Source organism: Maribacter luteocoastalis, from assembly GCF_048890225.1.
GTDB classification, from domain to species: domain Bacteria; phylum Bacteroidota; class Bacteroidia; order Flavobacteriales; family Flavobacteriaceae; genus Maribacter; species Maribacter luteocoastalis.
In genome coordinates, this window is sequence record NZ_JBMFZG010000012.1 from 65,042 (window position 1) to 89,426 (window position 24,385).

23 protein-coding genes are annotated in these 24,385 nt (G+C 35.9%); 4 read left to right on the forward strand and 19 right to left on the reverse strand.

Going from position 1 to position 24,385, the window contains the following annotated elements; genetic code table 11:
* Window position 1: 1 nt before the first annotated feature.
* The 4 genes from ACOCEA_RS16960 to surE form a co-directional block, all read right to left on the reverse strand.
* Complete coding sequence (locus ACOCEA_RS16960; RefSeq protein WP_420757465.1) at window positions 2-568, reverse strand: C40 family peptidase; 567 nt, start codon at window positions 566-568, stop codon at window positions 2-4.
* Window positions 569-639: 71 nt separating this feature from the next.
* The gene (gene lpxB / locus ACOCEA_RS16965) at window positions 640-1,758 is read right to left on the reverse strand and encodes a lipid-A-disaccharide synthase (RefSeq protein ID WP_420757466.1); all 1,119 of its coding nucleotides are present in this window, start codon (window positions 1,756-1,758) and stop codon (window positions 640-642) included.
* 1 nt (window position 1,759) lies between these two features.
* Window positions 1,760-2,044 carry a hypothetical protein gene (locus ACOCEA_RS16970; protein WP_420757467.1) on the reverse strand — a complete coding sequence of 95 codons (285 nt, stop codon included), beginning with the start codon at window positions 2,042-2,044 and terminating at the stop codon, window positions 1,760-1,762.
* A complete protein-coding gene (gene surE / locus ACOCEA_RS16975) occupies window positions 2,034-2,816 on the reverse strand; it encodes a 5'/3'-nucleotidase SurE (RefSeq protein WP_420757468.1) in 783 nt (260 codons plus the stop codon). The genes ACOCEA_RS16970 and surE overlap by 11 nt, the downstream gene beginning before the upstream one ends.
* A gap of 187 nt (window positions 2,817-3,003) precedes the next feature.
* Here surE and ACOCEA_RS16980 point away from each other — a divergent pair, with 187 nt between their 5' ends.
* Complete coding sequence (locus tag ACOCEA_RS16980; RefSeq protein WP_420757469.1) at window positions 3,004-5,145, forward strand: carboxy terminal-processing peptidase; 2,142 nt, start codon at window positions 3,004-3,006, stop codon at window positions 5,143-5,145.
* Between the two features lie 178 nt (window positions 5,146-5,323).
* Here ACOCEA_RS16980 and msrA read toward each other — a convergent pair whose 3' ends face one another.
* Window positions 5,324-5,860 (reverse strand): peptide-methionine (S)-S-oxide reductase MsrA, encoded by a 537-nt coding sequence (gene msrA, locus ACOCEA_RS16985; RefSeq protein ID WP_420757470.1) that lies wholly within the window; start codon window positions 5,858-5,860, stop codon window positions 5,324-5,326.
* Window positions 5,853-6,314: a peptide-methionine (R)-S-oxide reductase MsrB gene (msrB, locus tag ACOCEA_RS16990; RefSeq protein WP_420757471.1), complete on the reverse strand. Its 462-nt coding sequence runs from the start codon at window positions 6,312-6,314 to the stop codon at window positions 5,853-5,855. Before msrB ends, msrA begins: the two co-directional genes overlap by 8 nt.
* Window positions 6,315-6,404: 90 nt before the next feature.
* Between msrB and ACOCEA_RS16995 the strand changes: the two genes are divergently transcribed.
* Window positions 6,405-7,217: a DNA/RNA non-specific endonuclease gene (locus tag ACOCEA_RS16995; RefSeq protein WP_420757472.1), complete on the forward strand. Its 813-nt coding sequence runs from the start codon at window positions 6,405-6,407 to the stop codon at window positions 7,215-7,217.
* Here the strand turns inward: ACOCEA_RS16995 and rodA are convergent.
* The 13 genes from rodA to miaB form a co-directional block, all read right to left on the reverse strand.
* The gene (gene rodA, locus ACOCEA_RS17000) at window positions 7,214-8,494 is read right to left on the reverse strand and encodes a rod shape-determining protein RodA (protein ID WP_420757473.1); all 1,281 of its coding nucleotides are present in this window, start codon (window positions 8,492-8,494) and stop codon (window positions 7,214-7,216) included. The genes ACOCEA_RS16995 and rodA overlap by 4 nt on opposite strands.
* Window positions 8,484-10,352 carry a penicillin-binding protein 2 gene (mrdA, locus tag ACOCEA_RS17005; RefSeq protein WP_420757474.1) on the reverse strand — a complete coding sequence of 623 codons (1,869 nt, stop codon included), beginning with the start codon at window positions 10,350-10,352 and terminating at the stop codon, window positions 8,484-8,486. Before mrdA ends, rodA begins: the two co-directional genes overlap by 11 nt.
* Before the next feature lie 495 nt (window positions 10,353-10,847).
* Entirely contained in the window at window positions 10,848-11,672 is an 825-nt protein-coding gene (gene mreC / locus ACOCEA_RS17010) for a rod shape-determining protein MreC (protein WP_420757475.1), read from the reverse strand.
* Window positions 11,673-11,745: 73 nt separating this feature from the next.
* Window positions 11,746-12,774 carry a rod shape-determining protein gene (locus tag ACOCEA_RS17015; protein WP_420757476.1) on the reverse strand — a complete coding sequence of 343 codons (1,029 nt, stop codon included), beginning with the start codon at window positions 12,772-12,774 and terminating at the stop codon, window positions 11,746-11,748.
* 56 nt (window positions 12,775-12,830) lie between these two features.
* Complete coding sequence (gene purH / locus ACOCEA_RS17020; protein ID WP_420757477.1) at window positions 12,831-14,363, reverse strand: bifunctional phosphoribosylaminoimidazolecarboxamide formyltransferase/IMP cyclohydrolase; 1,533 nt, start codon at window positions 14,361-14,363, stop codon at window positions 12,831-12,833.
* A gap of 93 nt (window positions 14,364-14,456) precedes the next feature.
* Window positions 14,457-14,906, reverse strand: coding sequence for a GAF domain-containing protein (locus tag ACOCEA_RS17025; RefSeq protein WP_420757478.1), 450 nt, complete (start codon window positions 14,904-14,906; stop codon window positions 14,457-14,459).
* Window positions 14,907-15,530: 624 nt separating this feature from the next.
* On the reverse strand, window positions 15,531-17,162 hold the full coding sequence (gene groL, locus ACOCEA_RS17030) for a chaperonin GroEL (RefSeq protein ID WP_420757479.1): 1,632 nt from the start codon (window positions 17,160-17,162) through the stop codon (window positions 15,531-15,533).
* A gap of 87 nt (window positions 17,163-17,249) precedes the next feature.
* Window positions 17,250-17,528, reverse strand: a complete 279-nt coding sequence (locus ACOCEA_RS17035) for a co-chaperone GroES (protein ID WP_099572506.1) — start codon at window positions 17,526-17,528, stop codon at window positions 17,250-17,252.
* Window positions 17,529-17,669: 141 nt separating this feature from the next.
* On the reverse strand, window positions 17,670-18,029 hold the full coding sequence (gene secG / locus ACOCEA_RS17040) for a preprotein translocase subunit SecG (RefSeq protein WP_420757480.1): 360 nt from the start codon (window positions 18,027-18,029) through the stop codon (window positions 17,670-17,672).
* 6 nt (window positions 18,030-18,035) lie between these two features.
* Window positions 18,036-18,908 carry a hypothetical protein gene (locus tag ACOCEA_RS17045; RefSeq protein WP_420757481.1) on the reverse strand — a complete coding sequence of 291 codons (873 nt, stop codon included), beginning with the start codon at window positions 18,906-18,908 and terminating at the stop codon, window positions 18,036-18,038.
* A gap of 6 nt (window positions 18,909-18,914) precedes the next feature.
* On the reverse strand, window positions 18,915-19,436 hold the full coding sequence (locus tag ACOCEA_RS17050) for an LptE family protein (protein ID WP_420757482.1): 522 nt from the start codon (window positions 19,434-19,436) through the stop codon (window positions 18,915-18,917).
* Between the two features lie 26 nt (window positions 19,437-19,462).
* Complete coding sequence (locus tag ACOCEA_RS17055; RefSeq protein ID WP_420757483.1) at window positions 19,463-20,725, reverse strand: sigma-54 interaction domain-containing protein; 1,263 nt, start codon at window positions 20,723-20,725, stop codon at window positions 19,463-19,465.
* 27 nt (window positions 20,726-20,752) lie between these two features.
* A complete protein-coding gene (miaB, locus tag ACOCEA_RS17060; RefSeq protein ID WP_420757484.1) occupies window positions 20,753-22,198 on the reverse strand; it encodes a tRNA (N6-isopentenyl adenosine(37)-C2)-methylthiotransferase MiaB in 1,446 nt (481 codons plus the stop codon).
* A gap of 130 nt (window positions 22,199-22,328) precedes the next feature.
* Here miaB and ACOCEA_RS17065 point away from each other — a divergent pair, with 130 nt between their 5' ends.
* A complete protein-coding gene (locus ACOCEA_RS17065; protein ID WP_420757485.1) occupies window positions 22,329-23,057 on the forward strand; it encodes a hypothetical protein in 729 nt (242 codons plus the stop codon).
* Window positions 23,058-23,130: 73 nt separating this feature from the next.
* Window positions 23,131-24,360 (forward strand): LVIVD repeat-containing protein, encoded by a 1,230-nt coding sequence (locus ACOCEA_RS17070; protein ID WP_420757486.1) that lies wholly within the window; start codon window positions 23,131-23,133, stop codon window positions 24,358-24,360.
* The last annotated feature ends 25 nt before the right edge of the window (window positions 24,361-24,385 follow it).

Genomic DNA, 24,385 nt, shown 5'->3' on the forward strand with positions numbered 1-24,385 from the left:
ATTAAAGGATTCTGGTGGCCTTTACAAATGCTTGATTCCAAAATCCCTCATGAAGGGAGGAAACAGTTACGCCTCGTGATGTGGAGGCATGAATAAATTTTATTTCGTCGTTTTCTACTTTAACAACCATCCCAACATGATTTATACGTTTGGAGCGTTTGTTGGTTTTGAAGAAAAGTAAATCGCCCTTGGTTACATCTTTTATTTTTATTTTTTTTCCTTCTTCCGCCATATGAATAGATGTTCTAGGCAATTTTACATCATGTTCGCCAAATGACACATATAATAATCCAGAACAGTCCATGCCTTTATTTGTAGTACCACCAAATTTGTATCGTACACCAGAAAATGTTAGCGCTGTATTTATAACTTCATCTGCCTTGGTAAAATTTTCATGCTCAGTAATGCTAGGAGTGTCCGTTTTTGTTTCTTCTTTAGGGGTTTCACCTCTTCGTTCCTTATCCGCAGCGGCTACAGAAATGGTACGTTCAGTTATGGCCTGGCTTTTCTTGCTGGCACCACAACCAACAATAGTGAGCACCCATAAAATTAAAAGAAGTCTTCGCATAAAATTTAGGTGGTATATTTCTTACTTGAACTATAAAATTATGCAAATATTTTATAACCAGTGTATTTTGGTTATAATTTGGCATTTTCAATAATTAAGGCAGCTGCCTTTTCACTGGCTCCTGCACCACCTAGTTTTACTCTTAAATCCTGATAGTTAGAAAGTATTTCCTCTCTTTTTGCACCTGCTAAAATAGCTGTAAGCTCATTTTTTAAATTATAATAATTTAAGTCGTTTTGAATAAGCTCCCTCACCACTTCTTTTTTCATTATCAAATTCACTAAGGAAATATATTCTAAGGTAATGATGCGTTTTGCAATTTGATAGGAAACCCAATTAGCCTTATAACAAACCACTTGTGGAATGTTGAAGAGTGCCGTTTCTAAAGTGGCTGTTCCACTGGTAACCATAGCAGCCGTTGAAATGGATAATAGGTCGTATGTTCGATTATTTACAAATTTTACGTTTTCATTCGTAATAAATGGAGTGTAGAACGTCTTATCTAAACTTGGTGCACCCGCAATCACAAATTCGTACCCTTCAAAATCCTTTGTTAGCGATAACATAACAGACAGCATTTTTTGAACTTCTTGCTTTCTACTGCCCGGTAATAAAGCTATAATTGGTTTTGAGGTGTCTATTCCGTATGAATGTCGAAATTCAGCCTTATCTAAAGGAGCTCTATTGGATATGGCATCTATTAGGGGATGTCCCACGAAATTTACAGGATAACCATGTTTATTCTCGTAAAAATCTTTCTCAAAAGGAAGGATGACATGCATAGCATCAATATCCCTTTTGATTTTTTCAATACGTCCTTCCCGTGATGCCCATATCTGAGGCGATATATAGTAATTTGTTCTGAATCCGTTTTCTTTTGCCCATTTGGCAATTCTAAGGTTAAAGCCAGAGTAATCTATAAAAACAATAATATCGGGTTTAAAATGGGCTATATCCTCTTTGCAAAATGTAATGTTTTTGAAGATGGCATTTAGGTTCATTATCACTTCCAAAAAACCCATAAATGCCATTTCCTTATAATGCTTTACCAATAAACCACCAGCTAATTGCATTAGATCACCGCCCCAACAACGAATATCCGATTCTAAATCTTGTTTTTTAATTGCTTTTATGAGATTGGAACCGTGAAGGTCACCCGAAGCCTCACCCGCAATGATATAATATTTCATACTAGAATATCTTGTAATAGAGGATGAGCAAGGCCGTAAAAAGTGTAGCAATTAAAACACCCTTCGCCCTGTTGTCGCGTTTTATTCTTAAAAACCCAAAGAATGCAACTAAGTTTAAAATGGCACCGAGCGCCAGTAAACTGCCAACGTGACCTTGTGATACTGCTACGTCATAGGTTTCTATAATACCTAGGTCAGAGAATAGTAAAATATATAATAGCGTACCAAGTGTGTTTGCTATAAAACCTACAAGTATTCCTATGGCCAGTTCTTTCTTAATGTTCATTTAAATTCCAATTATTTATGTCTTGTATTACGTGGTGGGCGGTTAGGTCAAATTGTGTGGGTACTACGGAAATATAGCCGTTGGCCAATGCCCACTCATCTGTATCATCACCTTTATCCAATAACTCAAATTCTCCTGTAAGCCAGTAATAATCTTTACCCATAGGGTTGGTACGCTTATCAAACTTTTCTTTCCAATTGGCTTTTGCCTGTCTACAGATTTTAATTCCCCTAAGTTCTTTTTGTTTTATCTTGGGTATGTTCACATTGAGAACCACCCCTTTGGGAATACCATTCTTAAGAGCCTCTAGCACAATTTTTATTATATGGTTTTCAGCATGGGAAAAATCGGCATCCCAGCTATAATCGCATAATGAAAAACCAATTGCAGGAATGCCCTCAATACCAGCTTCTATAGCCGCACTCATGGTTCCAGAGTAAATAACGTTTATAGAAGAATTGGAGCCGTGGTTTATGCCGCTTACGCAAATATCCGGTTTTCGATCCAAGAGTTCCTGTAAAGCAAGTTTAACACAATCTGCAGGTGTGCCACTGCAACTATATTCCACTATATTGGCATTGCTTAAATCTACTTTCATCTTTTTAGAATAAAGTGTGCTGTCCAAAGTAATGGCATGGCCCATTCCAGATTGGGGACTGTCTGGAGCTACCACAATAACATCACCTAAATCCTTCATAAAAGACACGAGTGCGCGAAGACCGGGCGCGGTTATACCATCGTCATTGGTTATTAGGATCAAAGGTTTTGCCATTGCATATACTTTAAGGAGCAAAAATACGTTTTTATATAGATTTGAAAATTTCGGCGTTTAACAAAAAATTAAATCTGCGTTCCTAAAATGGCATGGTTTTTTCTTTATCTTAGGGAATTGTGATGTAGATACATGATTGTTAATTTCAAATTACAAGGTTTTGGGTAAAAGAGTAAAAGATAATTTTATGAAAAGAAATTTAGCATATTTTTTAGTGGTAATGTTGGTGGCGGTCGCTTCTTGCAGTTTTACCAATAAGACATTTGAAAATGATGATAAGGACAAGTTATTACTGGATTTGATAACCTATGTTCTTGAAAAAGGGCACTATGAGCCCAAAGATATTAATGATGACTTTTCGGTAAGTGTTTTTGAAGACTTTATTGATGTTGTTGATCCAACTAAAAGATATTTTTTGGCAACTGATATTGCGGAATTTGAACAATACAAGTTTCAGATAGATGATCAAATAAAAAATACGGATATTACCTTTTTTAATGTTGTTTATGAAAGGTTAATGGAGCGTATGAATGATGCTAAGGCTATTTATAAAGAGGTGCTTCAAACACCATTTGATTACTCAGAAGATGAAAGTATCAGTATCAAATATGATGAAGAACCATTTGTTTCAGACAAAAATGACTTAAAAGAGCGTTGGAGAAAGCAATTAAAGTATGCTACTTTGGGAACCTATGATTCGAAAATTTCTCATATGGAAAAGGATAATTCAGATGTATCGGATGATCATGACCATAGTGCCCATTCACCAGAGGAGGCTGAAAAGGAGTCTAGAAAATCTACAGAAACCACTTTGAACGAGTTTTTTGATTTTGTTGATGACCTTGAGCGTAAAGATTGGTTTGTACAGTACATAAATACTATTGTTGACGAATTTGACCCACATACATTCTACTTTGCACCTGAGGATAAGGAGAAGTTTGATGTTAGTATGTCTGGTAAATTTGAAGGTATTGGTGCTAGATTGCAAAAAAAACCTGAAGGTGCCAAAATAGTAGAGATTATTTCAGGAGGACCTGTTTGGAGAGATCAACGTTTAGAAGTAGGGGATGAGATTATAAAGGTAGGTCAGAATGGAGAAGAGCCAATTAATATTGTTGGTATGCGATTGGATGATGCCATTAAATTGATAAAAGGTGCTCAAGGTACAATTGTAGATTTAATTGTACGTAAGGTAGATGGATCCTTAGAAGAAGTTTCGTTAACAAGGGATGTTGTAGAACTAGAGGAGTCATATGCTAAATCTGCAAATATTATTAAAGGAAATGAGCAGTTCGGAATAATTAACCTACCTAAGTTTTATGTTGATTTTGAAGATTATAACGAACGTAATGCGGCAACCGATGTGGCCAAGGAAGTAGAAAGACTTAAACAGGAAGGTGCAGAAGGACTTATTCTAGACTTAAGGGATAATGGTGGTGGTTCCTTGAAAACTGTAGTGGAAATGGCGGGTCTGTTCATAAAGGATGGTCCAGTAGTCCAGGTTCGCTCTAGTGGAAAGGAAAAGGATATTTATGATGATAAGGATGAAAGAATTCAGTGGGAAGGCCCGTTAGTGATTCTTGTAAACGAACTTTCAGCATCTGCCTCGGAAATTTTGGCTGCAGCAATGCAAGATTATAAAAGGGCTATTGTTATAGGGAGTAAGCAAACTTTTGGTAAAGGTACCGTGCAAAATGTAATACCGTTGGACAATATTGTGAGGTCCAATGAGCATGGAGACCTTGGTGCCATTAAGTTAACAACCCAAAAGTTCTATAGAATTAACGGAGGTTCTACACAGTTAGAAGGTGTTAAGAGTGATGTAGTTGTGCCAGACAAGTATAGTTATATAGATCTTGGGGAGAGAGACCAATCCAATCCTTTAAAGTGGGATAAAATCACACCTGCAGATTACACCGTTTGGGATGGTTATATTGATTATGATAAAACTATAGCTAATAGTAAAAAAAGAATGGCAGTTAACCCTCAGATTAAGTTAATTGAGGAGAATGCAAAATGGTTGAAGTCCGAACAGGATGAAACTCAAATTTCCTTAAATTATGAAGTTTATAAGGATGAAAAAGTAAAGGACAAAGAACAATCGGATTTCTTTAAAAACATTTCTGAATATGATTCTAAGCTTACCTTTAAATCTCTTAAATATGAGCAAGAACTTTTTACAAAAGATTCAGTGCTAAGAGAGAAGAGAGACCGTTGGCACAAAAATCTGGCAAAGGATGTTTACATAGAGGAAGCGGTAAACGTACTTGAGGATTTAAAAATGAGTAATATGAAGAATATCAAATTAGCCAGTAGTGTAAAAAACTAATTATTTGATAATTACAAATAACAAAAAACCACTCCTAGGAGTGGTTTTTTTGTTTTATTAAAATAGATTATTGTTCTTAATTTCCAATCTCCATCACTTTCTTAGGTACAATTCAAAATAAGTATATTCAAGTAGAAAATTTTCATTGGTCAAATAAATCTATACGTGATGTTCTTTATTAAGAAAGTTTATCACTATGCAGCTTTCTTAATTTAGCTAATTTAGGGTTAATCACTGCTTGGCAGTAGCCTTGTTGTGAGTTGTTCCTATAGTAATTCTGGTGATAATCTTCGGCTTCGTAAAAAATCTTTAAAGGACTCAATTCTGTAATAATTGGATCTTCATAGACATTTTGTAATTGTTCTATAACATTTTTAGCAATACCCTGTTGCATTTCATTATGAAAATAGATGACAGACCTATATTGGGTACCACGATCTGCCCCTTGCCTGTTTAAAGTGGTTGGGTCATGGGTAGTCATAAACACTATCAGTATATCTGCATAGGAAACAACTTTTGGGTTAAAGGTTATCTGCACCACTTCGGCATGACCAGTTAATCCAGAGCATATTTCACGATAGGTTGGCTTACCAGGGGCATTGCCACCTGTATATCCAGAAACTACACTAATAACACCTTTTAATTCTTGGAAAACGGCTTCAGTACACCAAAAGCAACCGCCACCTATTGTAGCTACTTCAAATGTATTATCCATGAACATCCTCCTTTTCCATTTTCATTGAATCAGAATTTATACAATACCGTAATCCGCTAGGAGGCGGACCATCAGGAAACACATGGCCCAAATGGGCATCGCAAGTGTTGCACATCACCTCTACCCGTATCATGCCATAAGAAGTATCCTTGTGATATTTAATTGCATTTTCTTTAATAGGTTGGGTAAAACTTGGCCATCCGGTACCAGATTCAAATTTTATGCTAGAATCAAACAAAGGTATTCCACAGCAAATGCATTCATATTTACCTGCATCATGTATGCTACAAAGAGCACCAGAATGTGGTGCTTCAGTACCTTTTTTTCTCGTAATTCTATATTGCTCAGAAGTTAGTTGAGCTTTCCATTCTTCTTCTGTTTTTTCTACCCTTTTGTCGGGTGTTGGATTTCCATTTACAGCAAAATGAATGACGTCTTTCCAAGTTAATCCCATAAGTTCTCCCTTTCTTTATTTTGATTAAAATAACAAATGCTTAGTCGAATTTATCCATTGTTTCTTACAAAATTGGGCTAAATTTGATTGGTGCGTAGCAATAATAAAAATAGGACGATTTATTCTGTTTTAATAATCATTTGTATTGTTGGTTTTTGGATATTCGAGAATTTTTACACACCCGATACTCATTCCAATAAAAAAGTATTATTTACAGGATATGAATTTCCTGATACGTATTTACCATCTTCAAAATCTGGGGAGATTATACATCATACCTATTATTCATTATCATATAGCGAACCATATGAGCAAGCCGAGTGGGTTGCTTATATGTTAAGTTCGGCGCATTTAACCTATGATGATCGCGTGAGACCTTATTTTATTGAAGACCCGTATGTGGGGTCTAAATCTGCAGATTGGCGTAATTATAGAGGTTCCGGATATGATAGGGGGCATTTGTGTCCTGCCGGTGATCGTCGTTTTTCCGAACAGGCATACAACGAAACATTTTATACAAGTAATATAAGTCCACAGGATAGGGAGTTTAATACTGGTATTTGGAATGATCTAGAGCAACAGATACGCCGATGGGCAAAGAAGTATGATGAATTGTTTGTGTTTACCGGTGGGGTTTTAGAAAGAGGGTTGGAGGAAATTGGAGACGAAGATGTTGATGTGCCTAATTCGTTCTTTAAGATTATTGCCCGCAGACAGGGAAACAGGCTAAAGACAATAGCGTTTTTAATCCCAAACAAACCCCAATCGGTTCCTTTAAGTAAGTTTGTGGTTTCTATCGATGAAATAGAATTAGATACCGGAATTGATTTTTTTCAGCAATTAAGTATACATGAGCAAGATGCCATTGAAAAGGGAATAGATAAAAATGGATGGCAATTCTAAAAATTTTCCTTTAATCTATTGGTATCCAGTTTTAAGAAGATAAAAAGCAAAATTGTAAAAAATAATAATCCAGATCCCCCATAACTAAAAAATGGTAGCGGTATGCCTATGGTTGGTAAAACGCCAATTACCATGCCTATATTAATAAAATAGTGTATTAAAAGAATGGAAATTACACCATAGCCGTACATTCTTGCAAAATCATTTTTCTGCCGCTCTGCCAAAGATATAAGCCTTAAAAAAAGGATAGAGAACAGAATTATTACGGTGGCGGTGCCTACAAATCCCCATTCTTCCCCTACGGTGCTAAAAATATAGTCTGTATGCTGTTCTGGGACAAAATCTCCTTTGGTTCTAGTGCCTTCCAAAAAACCTTTTCCAAAAAAGCCCCCAGATTCAATTGCTTTTTCTGATTGGTAGGTGTTATACCCAATAGTTTTTCTAATTTGTTCTAATTTTTTTGGGTCTTTTTCCAATCGCAACCAAAGACTAAACCGGTCTCTATGTCTTTGTTCAAAAACATTATTGAACACGAAATTAACCGATAGGGAAAATAATATGACAATAATAAAAGTTATAGCCAATGGAATTTTTGGCACTTTTAATGTTTTACGCTTAAAAAGAAAAAACAAAATAGTAAATATAATAAGACCTATAGTTAACCAAATAGTGCCATATTTAAGTGTTATGACAAATATCAATATAAATGCAAAACCTATAGCAAGGTAAAACAGAGGTAGACCTTCTCTAAAAATAACAAATATTAGCGCAAAAAATACCAATGCACTGCCAGGGTCTGGTTGTGGAATAATGAGAAAGGCAGGTATAAGAATAATTAATAGTGCAGAAAACTGGTCTTTCTTTCTTTTTATATCAGTCTGAATATCACTTAAATACTTTGCTAATGCTAATGCTGTTGTTACTTTCGCCAACTCTGAAGGCTGAAGATTGAAAAAACCTAAATCATACCAAGATGTGGCGCCAGCAATAGTTTTTCCAAAAACAAACAGTCCCAATAAGGAAACCATTGATATTAGATAAAAAACAGAGGAAAAGCGTTCGTAAAAACTAACCTCCAACGACATAATTAAAATGATTGCCAAGAAACTGACGCCAATAAAAAATAATTGTTTACCGTGAAGTGTTCCAAAATTAAAAATGGATTCTTGGGTCTCCGTAAAAGTGCTAGAATATATGTTTGTCCAGCCAATAAGGACCAAGGAAAAGTAAATTACTACAGAAAGCCAATCTATTCTTTTTAGTATTTTACCAAACACGTTCGTTTATTTTAAATTCTTCCCCACTATAAGGTTTTGCGTATTCGTGTTCCAAGGTTTTTTCAAGCATTCTTTTTTCTAGGTCTGTTCTGGAAATTTCGCCTTTTAAATACTTCTCTATCATTAGAGAAGCAATATGACCGGCATATCTAGAGCCAAAGTAGCCATTTTCAATATACACTGCAATTGCTATTTTAGGGTTTTCAACGGGTGCAAAGGCAACAAATACAGAGTGATCAGTTAGCTGTGTGCGTACACCATCTATTTTGGTAAAATTTTCCGCTGTTCCGGTTTTACCTGCAATATCAATACCAGGAATTTGTACCCATCTGGCCGTTCCTTTTTTGTAAACATCAGCCATGCCCCTTACAACCGGTTCAAAATATTTTGGGTCTATGGTAGTGTGTTTTGCCTCTGTAAATTTTGGTTCGGTAATATCTTTTCCTTCAATTTTCTTTAGAATATGAGGTGTGTAATAAAAACCCCTATTGGCAATTGCGGCAGTCATGTTTGCCAATTGAACAGGTGTCGCTAAAATTTCTCCTTGTCCAATAGAATTTGAGATGATGAAGGAAGAACTCCATCTATTATCGCCATACCATTTGTCATAATATTCCTTGTTGGGAATCCTTCCTTTTTGTCCAAATGGTAAATCATAACCTAGATAGTCGCCAAGACCAAAACTACGCATGTGTTTCTCCCAAACATCCATGCCTTCATCAGTAGAATCGAACTTTTCAAAAATCTTTCTAAAAGTTCCCGCAAAATAGGCATTACAGGATTGGTAAATTCCACTGTTCATATTTCTAAGGCCACCACCACAATGACATCCTCTTTTCTTTTTCCCTACATAAAATCCATTATAACACCTTATTGTTGTAGATTCATCCATAACATCCTCTTGTAATGCTATCAGGGCATTTAGTGTTTTAAATGGCGACCCAGGGGGTTGTTGTGCATGTATGGAGCGATCCCATGTTGGGTTTGCAATAGTGTCATTATAGAGTTCAGTATAATTTTTAGAACGTTGTCTACCTACTAATAATGATGGGTCATAAGTAGGCCCCGATATCATGGATAGTATTTCACCGGTGGCTGGTTCTATGGCAACAATACCGCCTCTTTTTCCTACCATTAATTGTTCGCCGTATTCCTGTAAGACTTTATCTATAGTGATACTGATTTGTTTTCCTTGTTCTGGAAGGGTATCCAAGGTGCCATTTTTATAAGGCCCAATATCTCTGTTGAATCTATCTTTCTGAATATATTGAACACCTTTTCTACCACGCAGTAAATCTTCATAATAGCGTTCTACACCGGTTCTGCCTTTAAGTTCGCCTTGTACATAATATTTGTTCTTGACAAGGTCGCTTTCATTTACTTCGCTAATGTAGCCTAATACATTCGCCGCACTTGGTGTATCATAGTAGCGTAGCGAGCGCTTTTGTATATAAAAACCCTTGTACTTTCTCATCTTTTCCTGAAGCTTTGCATAATCTTCTTTTGAAAGTTGAGGTACCAAAACTGAAGGGAGTCTTGGGGAGTAGACGTAGGCTTTTCTTAATTTCTCTTTAAATTTTTCTTTATCTAAACCAATTAAACTGCAAAACTCCAAGGTGTCTAAAGGCTTAACTTCCCTAGGTATTACCATGACATCATATGCTGGATCATTACCTACTAATAGTTTCCCATTACGATCATAAATATAGCCTCTTTCAGGATAATCATAAATGGCTTTAATTGCAGGGTCTTCCATAACCTGATCTGTGGAAAAACTAAATATCTGTAAGTAGGACAATCTACCTAAGAACGAGAGCCCAATAATAATAATGATCGATGAAAGAAGAATTTTCCTCATTGTTTTTTGGTGCTGAATAAACTACTGAACAAAAGACATAAAATTAAGGTGGACAATCCTACAACTAGCGTTTTTTGCAAAATCAAGAGCATATTGCCAAGGCTGAATATTTCCAAAGTATAGTATGTAAAGTGGTGTATTACAATTAATAACGCCAAAAAAGTAAATTGTTGTGCCTTTGTAGTATTGTTTAACTTAAAACTTTGAAATTCGTAGTTAACGCCAAAAACAAACCGCATTATAGCAGGCCTAAGGTACGCAATAGTGATAGAGGAAGCTGTATTGATTGCTAATGTATCAGAAAAGATGTCTATACATAAGCCTAAGAGAAAGCTGATAAAAATGAAGGCAGTTCTGTTTTCCTTTATTGGAAACCAATACAGGAAAAGAACATAGACCATAGGATTTATATAGCCAAAGAAATTTAATTGGTTAAATACCAATACCTGTACTAGGACAAGCAAAATAAATCGCACACTATTTGTTAAAAACGAACTATTGATCATCGGCTATTGTTTCCTCCTGTAGTTCTATGATTTCCTCTCTTTTTTTATTTTTTACGATATATACATTCTTAATATTTGTCATATCATTAAAGAGTGCAACATCTATGAAATAAAAACTTTTAGAAACATCCAAATCAAATTTTTTAATGGTCCCAATAGGAATATTCTCTGGAAAAATACTACTCATGGCACCTGTCACAATAGTATCTCCTATGGTAAGGGACACCAATCTCGGTATGTCTACTAGTTGCACAGTATTATAATCTTTAGAGTCCCATTCCAATGAGCCGAAGTGATTTGAATTTTTAATTTTAGCGTTGATGCTGGAATTTTCATTAAGGATGCTTTGTACTGTTGCAAAACGATTAGAAGTGTTCTCAACAATACCAAGAATTCCTTTATTGGTAATGACACCCATATCTTGTTGTATACTATCTGAACTACCTTTATTTATGGTGATATAATTCCTTTGGTTAGAAAAACTATTCTTTACAACTTTAGCCTGAACGACGGTAAATGTACTAGAACTGTCTGTGGGATAAGTACTATTACTTATATCTTTGCTGTTGTATAGTTGGTGTCTTAATCTTCTATTCTCTTCAATAAGGGTATTGTTTTCTTCACGAAGATTAAAGTAAGATGTAAGATTGTTCGTTATATTATAAATGCCTCCTGAGAAATAATTGGCAGAATTTAAATACTTAGATTGGTGATATGAATGTGTTTGTATTGTAAAAAGCAATGAAATAAAAAGCAAAAAAATGTACAGCAAAAAAAGCTTATACCTTATCAGAAAGTTAATAATCTGTTGCATGTACTGCTAATTTTCAAATGCTTCTTTCCTTATTTAAAAAACCCTCCAAATTTAAGGATGGTGAAAAGAAACATTACTTAATCAAAATACTTTTGTAGCGTTCTAAGTTTTTAAGTGCTATACCAGTACCTCTAACTACTGCACGTAAAGGATCCTCGGCAATGTAAACGGGTAAGTCAGTTTTTTGTGATAATCTTCTGTCCAAGCCCCTTAGCATAGAGCCGCCACCTGCTAAATATATTCCAGTATTGTAAATATCAGCGGCCAATTCTGGAGGTGTCTGCGATAACGTCTCCATAACGGCATCCTCAACACGCAAAATAGATTTATCCAGTGCCTTGGCAATTTCCCGATAAGATATTTGTACTTGTTTTGGTTTTCCCGTTAATAAATCCCTTCCTTGAACAGATTTTTCGTCTGGTGGGGATTGTAAATCTTCTGTGGCCGAACCAATTTCTATTTTTATAGCCTCGGCAGTACTTTCACCAACATATAGATTATGTTGCGTACGCATGTAGTAAATAATATCATTTGTAAAAACATCACCTGCAATCTTTACAGATTTATCACATACAATTCCACCAAGGGCAATTACGGCAATTTCCGTAGTACCACCACCTATATCCACGATCATGTTTCCTTTTGGCTGCATGATATCCAATCCTATTCCTATTGCCGCAGCCATTGGTTCGTGGATTAGATAAACTTCTTTTCCGTTTACTCTTTCAGCAGATTCCTTTACAGCGCGCATTTCCACTTCTGTAATACCTGAAGGGATACAAATGACTAATCTTAATGCAGGTGGAAACCATTTTTTCTTTAATGCTGGAATATTCTTAATGAACATCATCAACATTTTCTCAGAGGCGTCAAAATCGGCAATTACCCCGTCTTTTAACGGCCTAATGGTTTTAATGTTTTCATGGGTCTTGCCTTGCATCATGTTGGCCTCTTTGCCAACGGCAATTATTTTACCACTAATTCTATCTCTGGCAACAATAGATGGACTGTCTACAACAACTTTGTCCAAGTGAATTATAAGAGTGTTAGCTGTACCTAAATCTATGGCTATCTCTTCGGTCAAGAAATCAAAAAATCCCATATAAGTTTGTTTGTTTATGGATTAGGGGGTGTATTTCATCGACAAAAATAGTGAAATTAATGCTTAAAATGACGCGTGCCTGTCATCACCATAGAAATTCCATTTTCATTGCAATAATCAATACTCAATTGATCCTTTATGGATCCTCCTGGTTGTATTACACTTGTGATACCTGCATTGCCCGCTATTTCTACACAATCAGGAAAAGGAAAAAATGCATCGCTCGCCATTACAGCTCCATTTAAATCAAAATTAAATGTACCTGCCTTATGAATTGCTTGGTTTAAGGCATCTACCCTTGATGTTTGCCCAGTTCCACTAGCACAAAGTTGCTTGTTTTTGGCTAAAACAATGGTATTGGATTTCGTATGCTTACATAACTTAGAAGCGAACAATAAGTCTTCAAGTTCCCTTTCGGTTGGTGTGCCTGTAGTGGCGTTTGATAAGTCTGAAATGGTATCGGTTTTTCCATCCTTCTCTTGTAAGAGAAAGCCATTTAAACAGGTTCTAACTTGGTTTTGAGGTAGTTCAATTTCATTTTGAACAAGAATAATCCTATTCTTTTTGCCTTTAAGAATTTCTAAGGCTTCAGCATCATAACTTGGGGCAATCACTACTTCACAAAACAACTTGTGTATTTCTTCTGCTGTAGCTATATCAATGCCCTTATTACTAATTAAGACACCGCCAAATGCAGAAACAGGGTCTCCTGCCAAAGCATCTACATAAGCTTGGTGCAATGAATTCCTTGTGGCCAACCCACAAGCATTATTATGTTTCAGTATCGCAAAAGTGGGGTCGTCGTTTTTGAACTCGCTCATTAGGTTCACCGCAGCATCAACATCTAGTAAATTGTTGTACGATAATTCCTTACCATGAAGTTTATTGAACATAGCATCAAAATCTCCAAAGAAATATCCTTTTTGATGCGGGTTCTCCCCATATCTTAAAACCTGACCTTTGGTCGCACTTATTTTTAATGCGGCCAAATCATGGTTTTGATTAAAATAATTAAAGATGGCAGAATCGTAATTTGAGGATATATTAAACGCTTTTGCTGCAAATAATTTACGCGTTTCAAGAGATGTTTTTCCTGAATTTTCCGAAATAACATTTAAAAACTCATCGTAGTCCTCCATAGAAGAGACACATAGTACATCTTTAAAGTTTTTTGCCGCTGCGCGAATTAGGGATATGCCTCCTATATCAATCTTTTCAATTATATCCTGTTCTGGAGCGCCACTGGCAACTGTCATTTCAAAAGGATATAGATCTACAATAACAATATCCAATTGTGGAATTTCAAATTCCTCCATTTGGGCAACATCACTATCGTTATCTTGACGGTTAAGAATGCCTCCAAAAACTTTAGGGTGTAAGGTCTTAACACGCCCACCTAAAATAGATGGATAGCTGGTGACATCTTCAACCGGTACTACAGGAATACCTAAATCAGTAATGAATTTCTCTGTTCCACCAGTAGAGTATAGGGTAATCCCTATCTCATTTAATTTTCTAACGATCGGTTCAAGACCATCTTTATGGAATACAGAAATTAGGGCCGATGATGCTTTTTTAATGCTACTCATTTTATGTGCTTAGTGGTTTCTATTGTAAGCGTACAAAAGTAATTTTTTTAGGGTTAAAAACGCATTTGTGTTATTAACAAAAAATGAAAAGTTTTAAAGAATTTTAGCCACTTCAGCATTTATAAATTCAAGAAACCTTTCATCTGACCTTGTAAATGGATCGGGTGTGTTTGAATCTATATCTATTTGGCCAACATTCTTGCCATTAACAAATAATGGAACCACTATTTCTGCTTTTACCGTTATACTGCAAGCAATATAATTGTCCTGTGCCTTTACATCGGGTACTACAAAATTCTGGTTACTGACTGCAACTTGCCCACAGATTCCCTTTCCAAATGGAATAATGGTATGATCTGTTGGTTCGCCCGAATAAGGCCCTAATTTTAGTTCATCTTTCTCGCCATTTTTAAAATAGAAACCCACCCAGTCATAATAAGCTACATTTTCTTTTAAAAGGTCACAAATTGCTTGAAGTTTTTCAACTACGGTATTATCCTGGTCAATAATGCTAATGACCTTTGAGCGTAAATTATCTAACATGAAAAATAATTATAGTATGTGTCAAAAGTCGAGTTTTAAAGCAAGACTTACAATACCATAAGGCTTAAATTATACATAAAAAAGTATTCGATGTGAGTGTTTGGGTACTATGTTAAAACCACTTTTGACCGAAGCTAAATGTATTAAGAACACCAGAATGCTATTCATGGCTTTTAAAATGTTGTCTTGATATGTTTATTGTAAGTTAAAACATTGATTTTCAAATGGTAGTAATTCCATATTGCTTGGGCTTAAACTATTTTAGTTAAAATTTACCTAACAAAAATATCACAGATCAAAATCTGAAATACATTAGCTTAAGTTTTATTTTAAATTAGAAAATAATGGCACAATCAAAATCAGCTGGGAAACCAGCTGCAAAGCCTCTACCTGCAAAAGCAGGCAAAAAGGCTGCTCCAAAGGCTGCTCCTAGAAAGAAGTAGTTGGTGTAGGTTTATAAGATAAGCCTAACACATTTGGACCAATGAACCACCTTTTTAAACTAAAGGTGGTTTTTTGTTTATAAAGGGGATTAAATAAAAAACCGCTCTTGAATTTTCAAGAGCGGTTTCATTAAAATTTATTTAAGCAATCAAACGAATAATTGCCTAATCGTACTATAGGTTACATCATGCCTGGCATTCCGCCGCCGCCCATTGGAGGGCCAGCTGGAGCATCTTCCTTAATATCTGTTAAAGCACACTCGGTAGTTAAGATCATGCCTGCAACGGAAGCAGCATTTTCTAATGCAACCCTAGTTACTTTCTTAGGATCAATGATGCCTGCTTTGGTCATTTCTACATACTTCTCAGATTTTGCGTCATAACCAAAGTCGCCCTTGCCTTCAAGTATTTTGGCAACAACCACGGAACCTTCGCCACCTGCATTCTCTACGATAGTTCTAATAGGTGCTTCAATAGCGCGTGCTACAATCTGCAAACCAGTGGCTTCATCTTCGTTGTCGGTAGTTACTTTGGCTAAAACGGACTTGGCTCTAACTAAAGCAACACCACCTCCCGCAACAATACCTTCTTCAACTGCAGCTCTAGTTGCATGTAAGGCATCATCTACACGGTCTTTTTTCTCTTTCATCTCAACTTCAGAGGCAGCACCAACATAAAGAACAGCAACGCCACCAGCTAATTTAGCTAAACGTTCTTGTAACTTTTCTTTATCGTAATCAGATGTAGTAGTCTCTATTTGAGATTTTATTTGATTAACACGTGTTTTAATGTCTTTGGCAACACCACCACCATTTACAATAGTAGTATTGTCTTTATCTATTTGTACTTTCTCGCAGGTACCCAACATGTCAATCGTAGTATTGTCCAAAGAAAAACCTCTCTCTTCTGAGATAACGGTACCTTTTGTAAGGATAGCTATATCTTCTAACATTGCTTTTCTGCGATCTCCAAAACCAGGGGCTTTAACTGCGGCTATTTTTAATGAACCTCTTAATTTGTTTACTACCAAGGTGGCCAATGCTTCACCATCAACATCTTCGGCGATAATCAATAATGGTTTCCCAGATTGTGCTACCGGCTCCAATACAGGAAGTAAATCTTTCATTGAAGAAATCTTCTTGTCAAACAATAGGATGTAAGGGTTTTCCAATTCGGCAACCATTTTTTCTGAGTCGGTTACAAAATATGGTGAAAGGTAACCTCTGTCAAACTGCATTCCTTCAACAACATCTACATAGGTATCTGTACCTTTAGCTTCTTCAACTGTGATAACACCTTCTTTTCCAACTTTTCCAAAAGCTTGGGCAATTAAATCACCAATAGTCTCGTCGTTGTTAGCGGAAATAGAAGCTACCTGCTTTATTTTCTCAGAAGAATCACCAACTTTTTTAGCTTGTTTGGCCAAATCTGCAACAATGGCTTCTACAGCTTTATCAATACCTCTTTTTAGGTCCATTGGGTTTGCGCCAGCAGCAACGTTTTTTAAACCTTCTTTTACAATAGCTTGTGCCAAAACAGTTGCAGTTGTAGTTCCATCACCTGCCAAATCATTAGTTTTGGAGGCAACTTCTTTTACCATTTGTGCACCCATGTTCTCAAGAGGATTTTCTAATTCTATCTCTTTTGCAACGGTAACACCATCTTTGGTTACTTGTGGCGCCCCAAATGATTTACTGATAATTACATTTCTACCTTTTGGTCCCAATGTAACTTTTACTGCATTTGCCAATGCATCAACACCTCTTTTAAGGCCGTCTCTTGCATCAATATCAAATTTTATATCTTTTGCCATTTCTGAAATATTTTTATGATTTAATTTTTAAGGTCAGCTAATAGGCTTTAGTGTGACTAATTAGCTGTGTTTGTTGTTGGATTTTAATTAGATGATAGCAAGTATATCGCTCTCTCTCATCATCAAATAGTCGGTCCCTTCAAGTTTTAATTCTGTACCGGCATATTTACCATAAAGTACGGTATCGCCAACTTTAACAGTAACTTTTTCGTCTTTTGTTCCAGGTCCAACGGCAACAACTTTTCCTTTTTGCGGTTTTTCTTTTGCCGTATCTGGAATGTAGATTCCTGAAGCAGTTTTTGTTTCAGCTGCCATTGGCTCAATAAGAACTCTGTCTGCCAATGGTTTGATATTTACTTTAGCCATAGTATTAAAATTTTAAATTGATTTTTTAAGTTTCATCTTTAACAGTCAGAAATTATGCCATTGCAATAAAACTGACATATTGTAAAATAAAAATGCCAGCTTGTCATAAGCTGGCATTTGTAAGCGTGTAATTTGATTTTTTTATAAACTATCTGAAGGTGTAGCCTCATTGGTTGTTGGAGGTGTGACTTCTTCGGGAAGTGTCTCTGGTACAGTGGTTTCTAGATCATCACCTTGTAAAAGTCTAGAATCTGCCTCTCCAAAGTTTCCTTTAAGTGCAATGTTTGATGCTAGTATCAATATAACCAACAAACCTGCCAATGTCCATGTGCTTTTGTCTAAAAAGTCGCCGGTTTTCTTTACCCCGCCTACAACTTGATTTCCACCACCGCCAAAGGAAGATGATAATCCGCCACCTTTTGGATTTTGTACCATAATTACCAAAATCAGCAAAAAGCAGACGATGATAATAAGGATCAAGAATATTGAAAATGTACTCATTATTACTTATTTGTTTTCTTGTTGAATTTTTTCTACCGCTTTAATTCGGTCTGCAAAGAAACCACTTTTTTCCGGATATTTCAAACTTAAAATTTTATAGGCCTGTATTGCTTTTTTATACTTTTTTTGTTCAAGATATACACGTGCAAGTGTCTCTGTCATAAGCTCATTTTTGTCCAATTTAATAGAGCTTTTTACATCAATAGTTGATTGTGGACTTGCTTTAGGGACTATTTTGGGGTTTTGGGCAATAAATTTATCAATCCTATCAAAATTTTGTTTTTGGACAATGCTTTTTAGAGGTGCTCTCTTATTTTCAGTGCTATCCTTAACATTTTTTTCTCCCCTTTCAATTGGTTTTTTAGAGGCTAGTTGTAGCCATTCTGTAAAAGAGTATTTTTCTTTTTTATCAAACGTAAGGGGCTGCCCTAGTTCCAAAGTTTCTTTAACTTCTTTAAGAGGTGCCTTAGATTTAAATAGTTCAGGGTCTAATATTTGTTCGGCGTCTTCTTTGTCTTGAGGTAATGGCTTGTCCTCAGATTCTTCTATTAACACCGGTTTTTGTTCAACTTTATCAAAAGTTTTGGCCTCTTGTGCTGTAACGGTATCTGAAACTGAGTTTTTTTTATTGTAGTGTAGAAAATCCTTTGAGGTTATAAAGTTGAAAAGAACATCGCGATCTGTGGTATAGGCGGCGGTGATTTTAAGCGTTTTGTTGTATTTGTAACTGTTTAGATTTTTTAAACCTTTTAAATGAAGTGACCTAGCTGCTTGAAAATAAGGATATTCATCTATGATGTCCTCCAACTGTTTGATTTGTAGAGGGTCCTTTACCTTATGAGGGTTTTCTAAGAGATATGTAAAATCAGTAATTGTCATTGTAGTTTACCAATCTGCAAGTGATGTGTTAAATATGTCCTGGGTTATACGTTCAAAGATTACCTCGTGTGCTTCACTTTTAACAGCTGCTAACTGAGAGTTGGCGGGATAATCATAAAAAAAGGAAAAGCTCTGTTCAAAGTCGGCATCTTCTTTTGTCTTATTGTAAAAACGAACCTTTACCCTTATTGAAAGTCTGTTTTGGTTAGCAGTCTGTTGTGCTGTGGCAGACATGGGTGATATCCTATATTCCGTTATCTCCCCTTCGTATAGTAAATCTGCATTGCCATTATTAACCAGGTCTAAACTTGTTTGGTTTAAAATTCGATCTTGTAATGCTAAGGTGAAATCACGGTCCATTCCTGGTTCAAAAGTAGATCCAGGGCTTTGTGTAGCGTAATTTTGGAAATAATTTACCTGAAAGGTTTGCGCGTCCCCTACATTACCACCTGTGAAATTGTAAATCCCACAACTATTTAAAAGTAGTGATGAAAACAAAAGTGTTAAAATTGTAATTGTTTTGTTCATTTTTCTAATTTCACCAGTCAACGATCCTATAAGTCGTATTGTTTAATTTTCCTGTATAACGTTCGTTCAGAAATGCCCAATTCTGAAGCTGCGGCTTTTCTTTTGCCTTTATTTCTTTCTAGGGATTTTTTAATTAATTCGATTTCCTTTTCTTGTAAAGATAAGGTTTCCTCTTCTTGAATTTCCTCTGCAAAATGGTATTTGTCTTCTTGAACAGTTGGTTTAAAAGTTCTTTCTAAAGGTGGTTCTGGTAACTGTAATACTTCTAAGGATGCATCTTGTTGTTCGATGTCATCATCTTCACCATAAATTTTTCGAATTAGATTCTCGTTTTCTTTCTGTACTTTTTGGGAATCATTGTTCTTTAAAAGCTCCATGGTGAGTTTTTTAAGATCATTAAGATCTCCTTTCATGTCAAACAATACCTTATAGAGTATTTCCCGTTCATTGCTAAAATCACTTTTAGAACTAGTGGAACTAACTACTGCGGGTAAATTAGAGCCTACATAATGAGGTAAATAACTATTAAGTGTAGCTGCAGAGATGGATCTTTTTTCTTCTAAAACAGAAATTTGTTCGGCGATATTCCTTAACTGACGAATGTTGCCTGGCCATCTGAATTTTAATAGCAATTCTATAGCATCATCCTCTAGTCTTATTGTGGGCATTTTGTATTTCTGTCCAAAATCCGATGCGAATTTCCTGAACAATAGGTGTATGTCGTCCTTTCTTTCACGTAACGGTGGAATGTTTATCTCTACCGTGCTCAAGCGATAGTACAGATCTTCCCTGAACTTTTCTTTTTTAATGGCATCGAACATATTTACGTTTGTTGCTGCGACAATACGAACATCTGTTTTCTGAACTTGTGATGATCCTACTTTTAAAAATTCCCCATTTTCAAGTACACGCAAAAGGCGTACCTGTGTGGTAAGGGGCAGCTCCCCAACTTCATCCAAGAAAATGGTACCGCCATCCGCTACTTCAAAATAACCACTTCTGGTTTGGGTGGCTCCGGTAAAGGCTCCTTTTTCGTGACCAAAGAGTTCACTGTCTATAGTGCCTTCTGGAATAGCGCCACAGTTTACCGCAATATATTTTGCATGTTTTCTGTGGGATAAGGAATGTATTATTTTAGGAATGGATTCCTTACCAACACCGCTTTCTCCGGTAACAAGTACTGAAATATCTGTTGGCGCAACTTGAATGGCTTTTTCTATGGCCCTGTTTAATTTTGGGTCTTGCCCAATAATTTCAAAACGCTGTTTTATACTTTGTATATTTTCCATGTAACTTTTCTCTTAATTGTGGAAAAATTAATTATTTGGGGAATGCCCTATAGCTTCACCGATTAACGTAGCGGAAGTACAGTCATTTATTTTAACGTTCACAAAATCCCCGATTTGGTACTTTTCTTTTGGGAAAACTACTACGGTACTTTGGGAGTTTCTCCCCATCCATTGTTGGTCAGATTTTTTTGAAGGCCCTTCAATTAACACTTCTTGTACTTTTCCTAAATGTTTTTCTGTCCTATATCTGCAATGTTCCCTTTGTAATGCAATTATTTCTGATAATCTTCTTTTTTTAACAGATTCTGGCACATCATCTTTCATTTTTCTACCAGCCATGGTACCAGGTCTTTCAGAATAGGCGTACATGTATCCAAAATCATACTTAACATAGTCCAAAGTTTTTAAAGTGGCCTTATGGTCTTCTTCTGTTTCGGTAGGAAAGCCTGATATGATGTCTTGTGAAATAGCACAATCTGGCAAAATTTCCCTAATGTCATCAATCAATTTAAAGTATTCTTCAATGGTATGTAATCTGTTCATCTCGCTAAGGATGCGATTACTGCCACTTTGAACTGGTAGGTGAATATGATTACAGATATTGTTATATTTGGCCATAACCTTAATCACATCCAGTGTCATGTCTTGAGGATTGGAAGTAGAAAATCGAATACGCATTTTAGGTTGTGCCAATGCGGCCATTTCCAATAAATTTGAAAAAGTAATAGCTGTAGCTTTTTGCATTTCAGAGGCTTTTTCAAAATCCTTTTTTAAACCGCCGCCATACCATAAATAGCTATCTACATTTTGGCCCAAAAGCGTTATTTCTTTATATCCTTTCTGCCAAAGTTCATTGATTTCCTCAAGAATCGAGTGTGGGTCTCTACTACGTTCTCGGCCCCTAGTAAAAGGAACTACACAAAAAGTACACATATTATCGCAGCCACGGGTTATGGATACAAATGCTGTAACACCATTGGAGTTTAACCTAATCGGTGCAACATCGCCATAGGTTTCGTCCTTGGATAGGATTACGTTTACGGCATCTCGACCGGAGTCTACTTCCTTGATAAGGTTGGGTAGGTCTTTGTAGGCATCTGGACCAACGACCATATCCACGATTTTTTCCTCGTCTAGTAACTTATCCTTTATGCGTTCTGCCATACACCCTAGTACACCAACTTTTAAATGGGGCCGGGTTTTCTTCACCTTATTATATTCTGTTAATCTCTTGCGAATGGTCTGTTCGGCCTTGTCCCTTATAGAACATGTGTTTACTAAAACTAAGTCCGCATCATTTAGGTTTTGTGTGGTATTGAAACCTTCGGTGGCAAGGATGGACGCCACTATTTCACTGTCGGAAAAATTCATGGCACAGCCGTAACTCTCAATATACAAATTTCGTTTATTGATGTTTTTATTTTCTGTCTGTAAAGTAGAACCTTGTATAGCTTCGTCAATTGTTTTCTCCATATACTAAACCAAATATCTATTGGGGCGGTAAAGATACCATTATATTCAAAAATATGACAAGTTGGCAGTTTATTTTAGCTTAAATTTAGGCTACATTTATAAAAATATGGACCAAAAATTATGAGTGACTATGGAATTTGAAACAACTATTCAAAAAATAAAAGAGAGGGAACGCCTTGAGTTTGGTGTTATATTCAGTCAGTCAATAGACTTGTTCAAAAAAATATGGTTACAAGGATTTATAGTTTTACTACTTACCATGGTAACTGTTTTGCCTTTTTATTTAATGATTTACATTCCTATGTTGGCCGCTGGCATTACAGATCCGGAAATATTTAAAAGCGAGGAACCACCAGTAATGGTTATCATTAGTATGTTTGTTCTTGTGCCAATTGTTTCCATTGGTGTTATGACATTTGGAATGGCCTTAAATGCGGCCTTTCTAAGAATATGCAAACAAAATGATTTAAATGAAGTTGGAAGCGATGATTATTTCTATTTTTTTAAACAAGGGAGGCTCGGTAGAATAGTAATAGTATCCTTGATAATGTTGGGATTAACTTTGGTTGGTGTATTTACCTGCGGTATTGGAATGATTTATTTAGTGGTCCCTATGTCCTTATTTCCAGCCTTCATAGCGTTTAAAGAGGAGCTATCTGCATTGGAAGTCGTAAAAGCCAGTTTTGAATTGGGAAATAAAAACTGGTTCGTGATTTTTGGTTTAATCATAGTGCTATCAATTATTGCGGAGCTAGGTGTTTTATTATGTTGTGTAGGCATATTTTTTACTGCGATGCTGTCTAAAGTACCCATGTATTTTATGTACAAGCACGGTGTTGGTTTTTCAGATAGCGAATGATTGAATTTTTGGTACTTGACGCAACTTTTTTAAAAGAGTGCATCTACTCAATACACCAATAAAATACTCAGCTATGAAAAGGATATTGTTTTTACTTGTTGTTTTGATACTAATTAGTTCCTGTGATAAAAAAGATGATGGGGATTATGAAGATTATCTAGTTGCCAGACCTTTAAAAGTTAGTATTGAGGAATTTAAAAATGGGGTTGATGTGGTTTCTCCATTACCCATAAACGAATCTGGAAAAATATATGCATACAAGGATTATATATTTATAAATGATAAATATAAAGGAGTGCATGTTATAGATAATAGAGTGCCATCTTCCCCACAAAAAATAGCTTTTATTAAAATTGCTGGAAATGTGGACATTTCCATAAAAGATGATTATTTATATGCGGATAGCTTAATGGATTTAATTGTCTTGGATGTTTCAGATATAAATAACATTTCTATAGTTAGTAGAATGGAAAATGTTTTGCGGGACAATGTGATATGGCCTGCTCAAGCAGATTTTTTTGAGAGTGGCGAGATAGATTATGCAACCGAAGTCCTGGTAGGTTGGGAACTTGTTACTGAAAGAAGGTTGAAATCTGAATATGAGGGGCGGTTTGTAGATTTTGCTTTTGCGGAAGCCACGAATGATGCATCTGTAGGGCAAGGTGGTTCATTGGCAAGATTTAAAATAGTGAATGATTACCTATATGCAGTGGATAGCCACAACATCAATATTTTTGATATCTCTGACATGGAGAACCCAAAAGATTTGGAAGACGTATATGCCGGATTTGATATAGAAACCATTTTTAATAGGGGCGAACAATTATTTCTAGGGAGCATGAGAGGTATGTATATATATGATATCTCTACTCCAGCAAGTCCAACACTAATTTCAGAATTTCAACATGGTACTGCCTGTGATCCCGTTGTTGTAGATGGAGACTATGCCTTTGTTACCTTACGTGGTGGTAATGCATGTGGTGCTACGGAAAGCGGATTATTTATCATTGATATTTCTGATATTACTGCGCCACAACTAGAAATATCCTACAGTATGGATGAGCCTTATGGTTTAGGTGTTAAAGATGAAAAATTGTTTGTTTGTGATGGCGCATCGGGCCTAAAAATATTTGATAAGACAGATGTAAATAGCTTAAAGCCTCTAAATCATTTTAAGGACATCATTGCTTTTGATGTTATTCCATTGGAAGAAAATTTACTCATGGTAGGGGATGATATCCTATATCAGTATGCTTATTTAGAAAATGATATACGCTTAATAAGTACTTTGAGATTGAACTAAGTATACTATAAAATTTACTAAAACA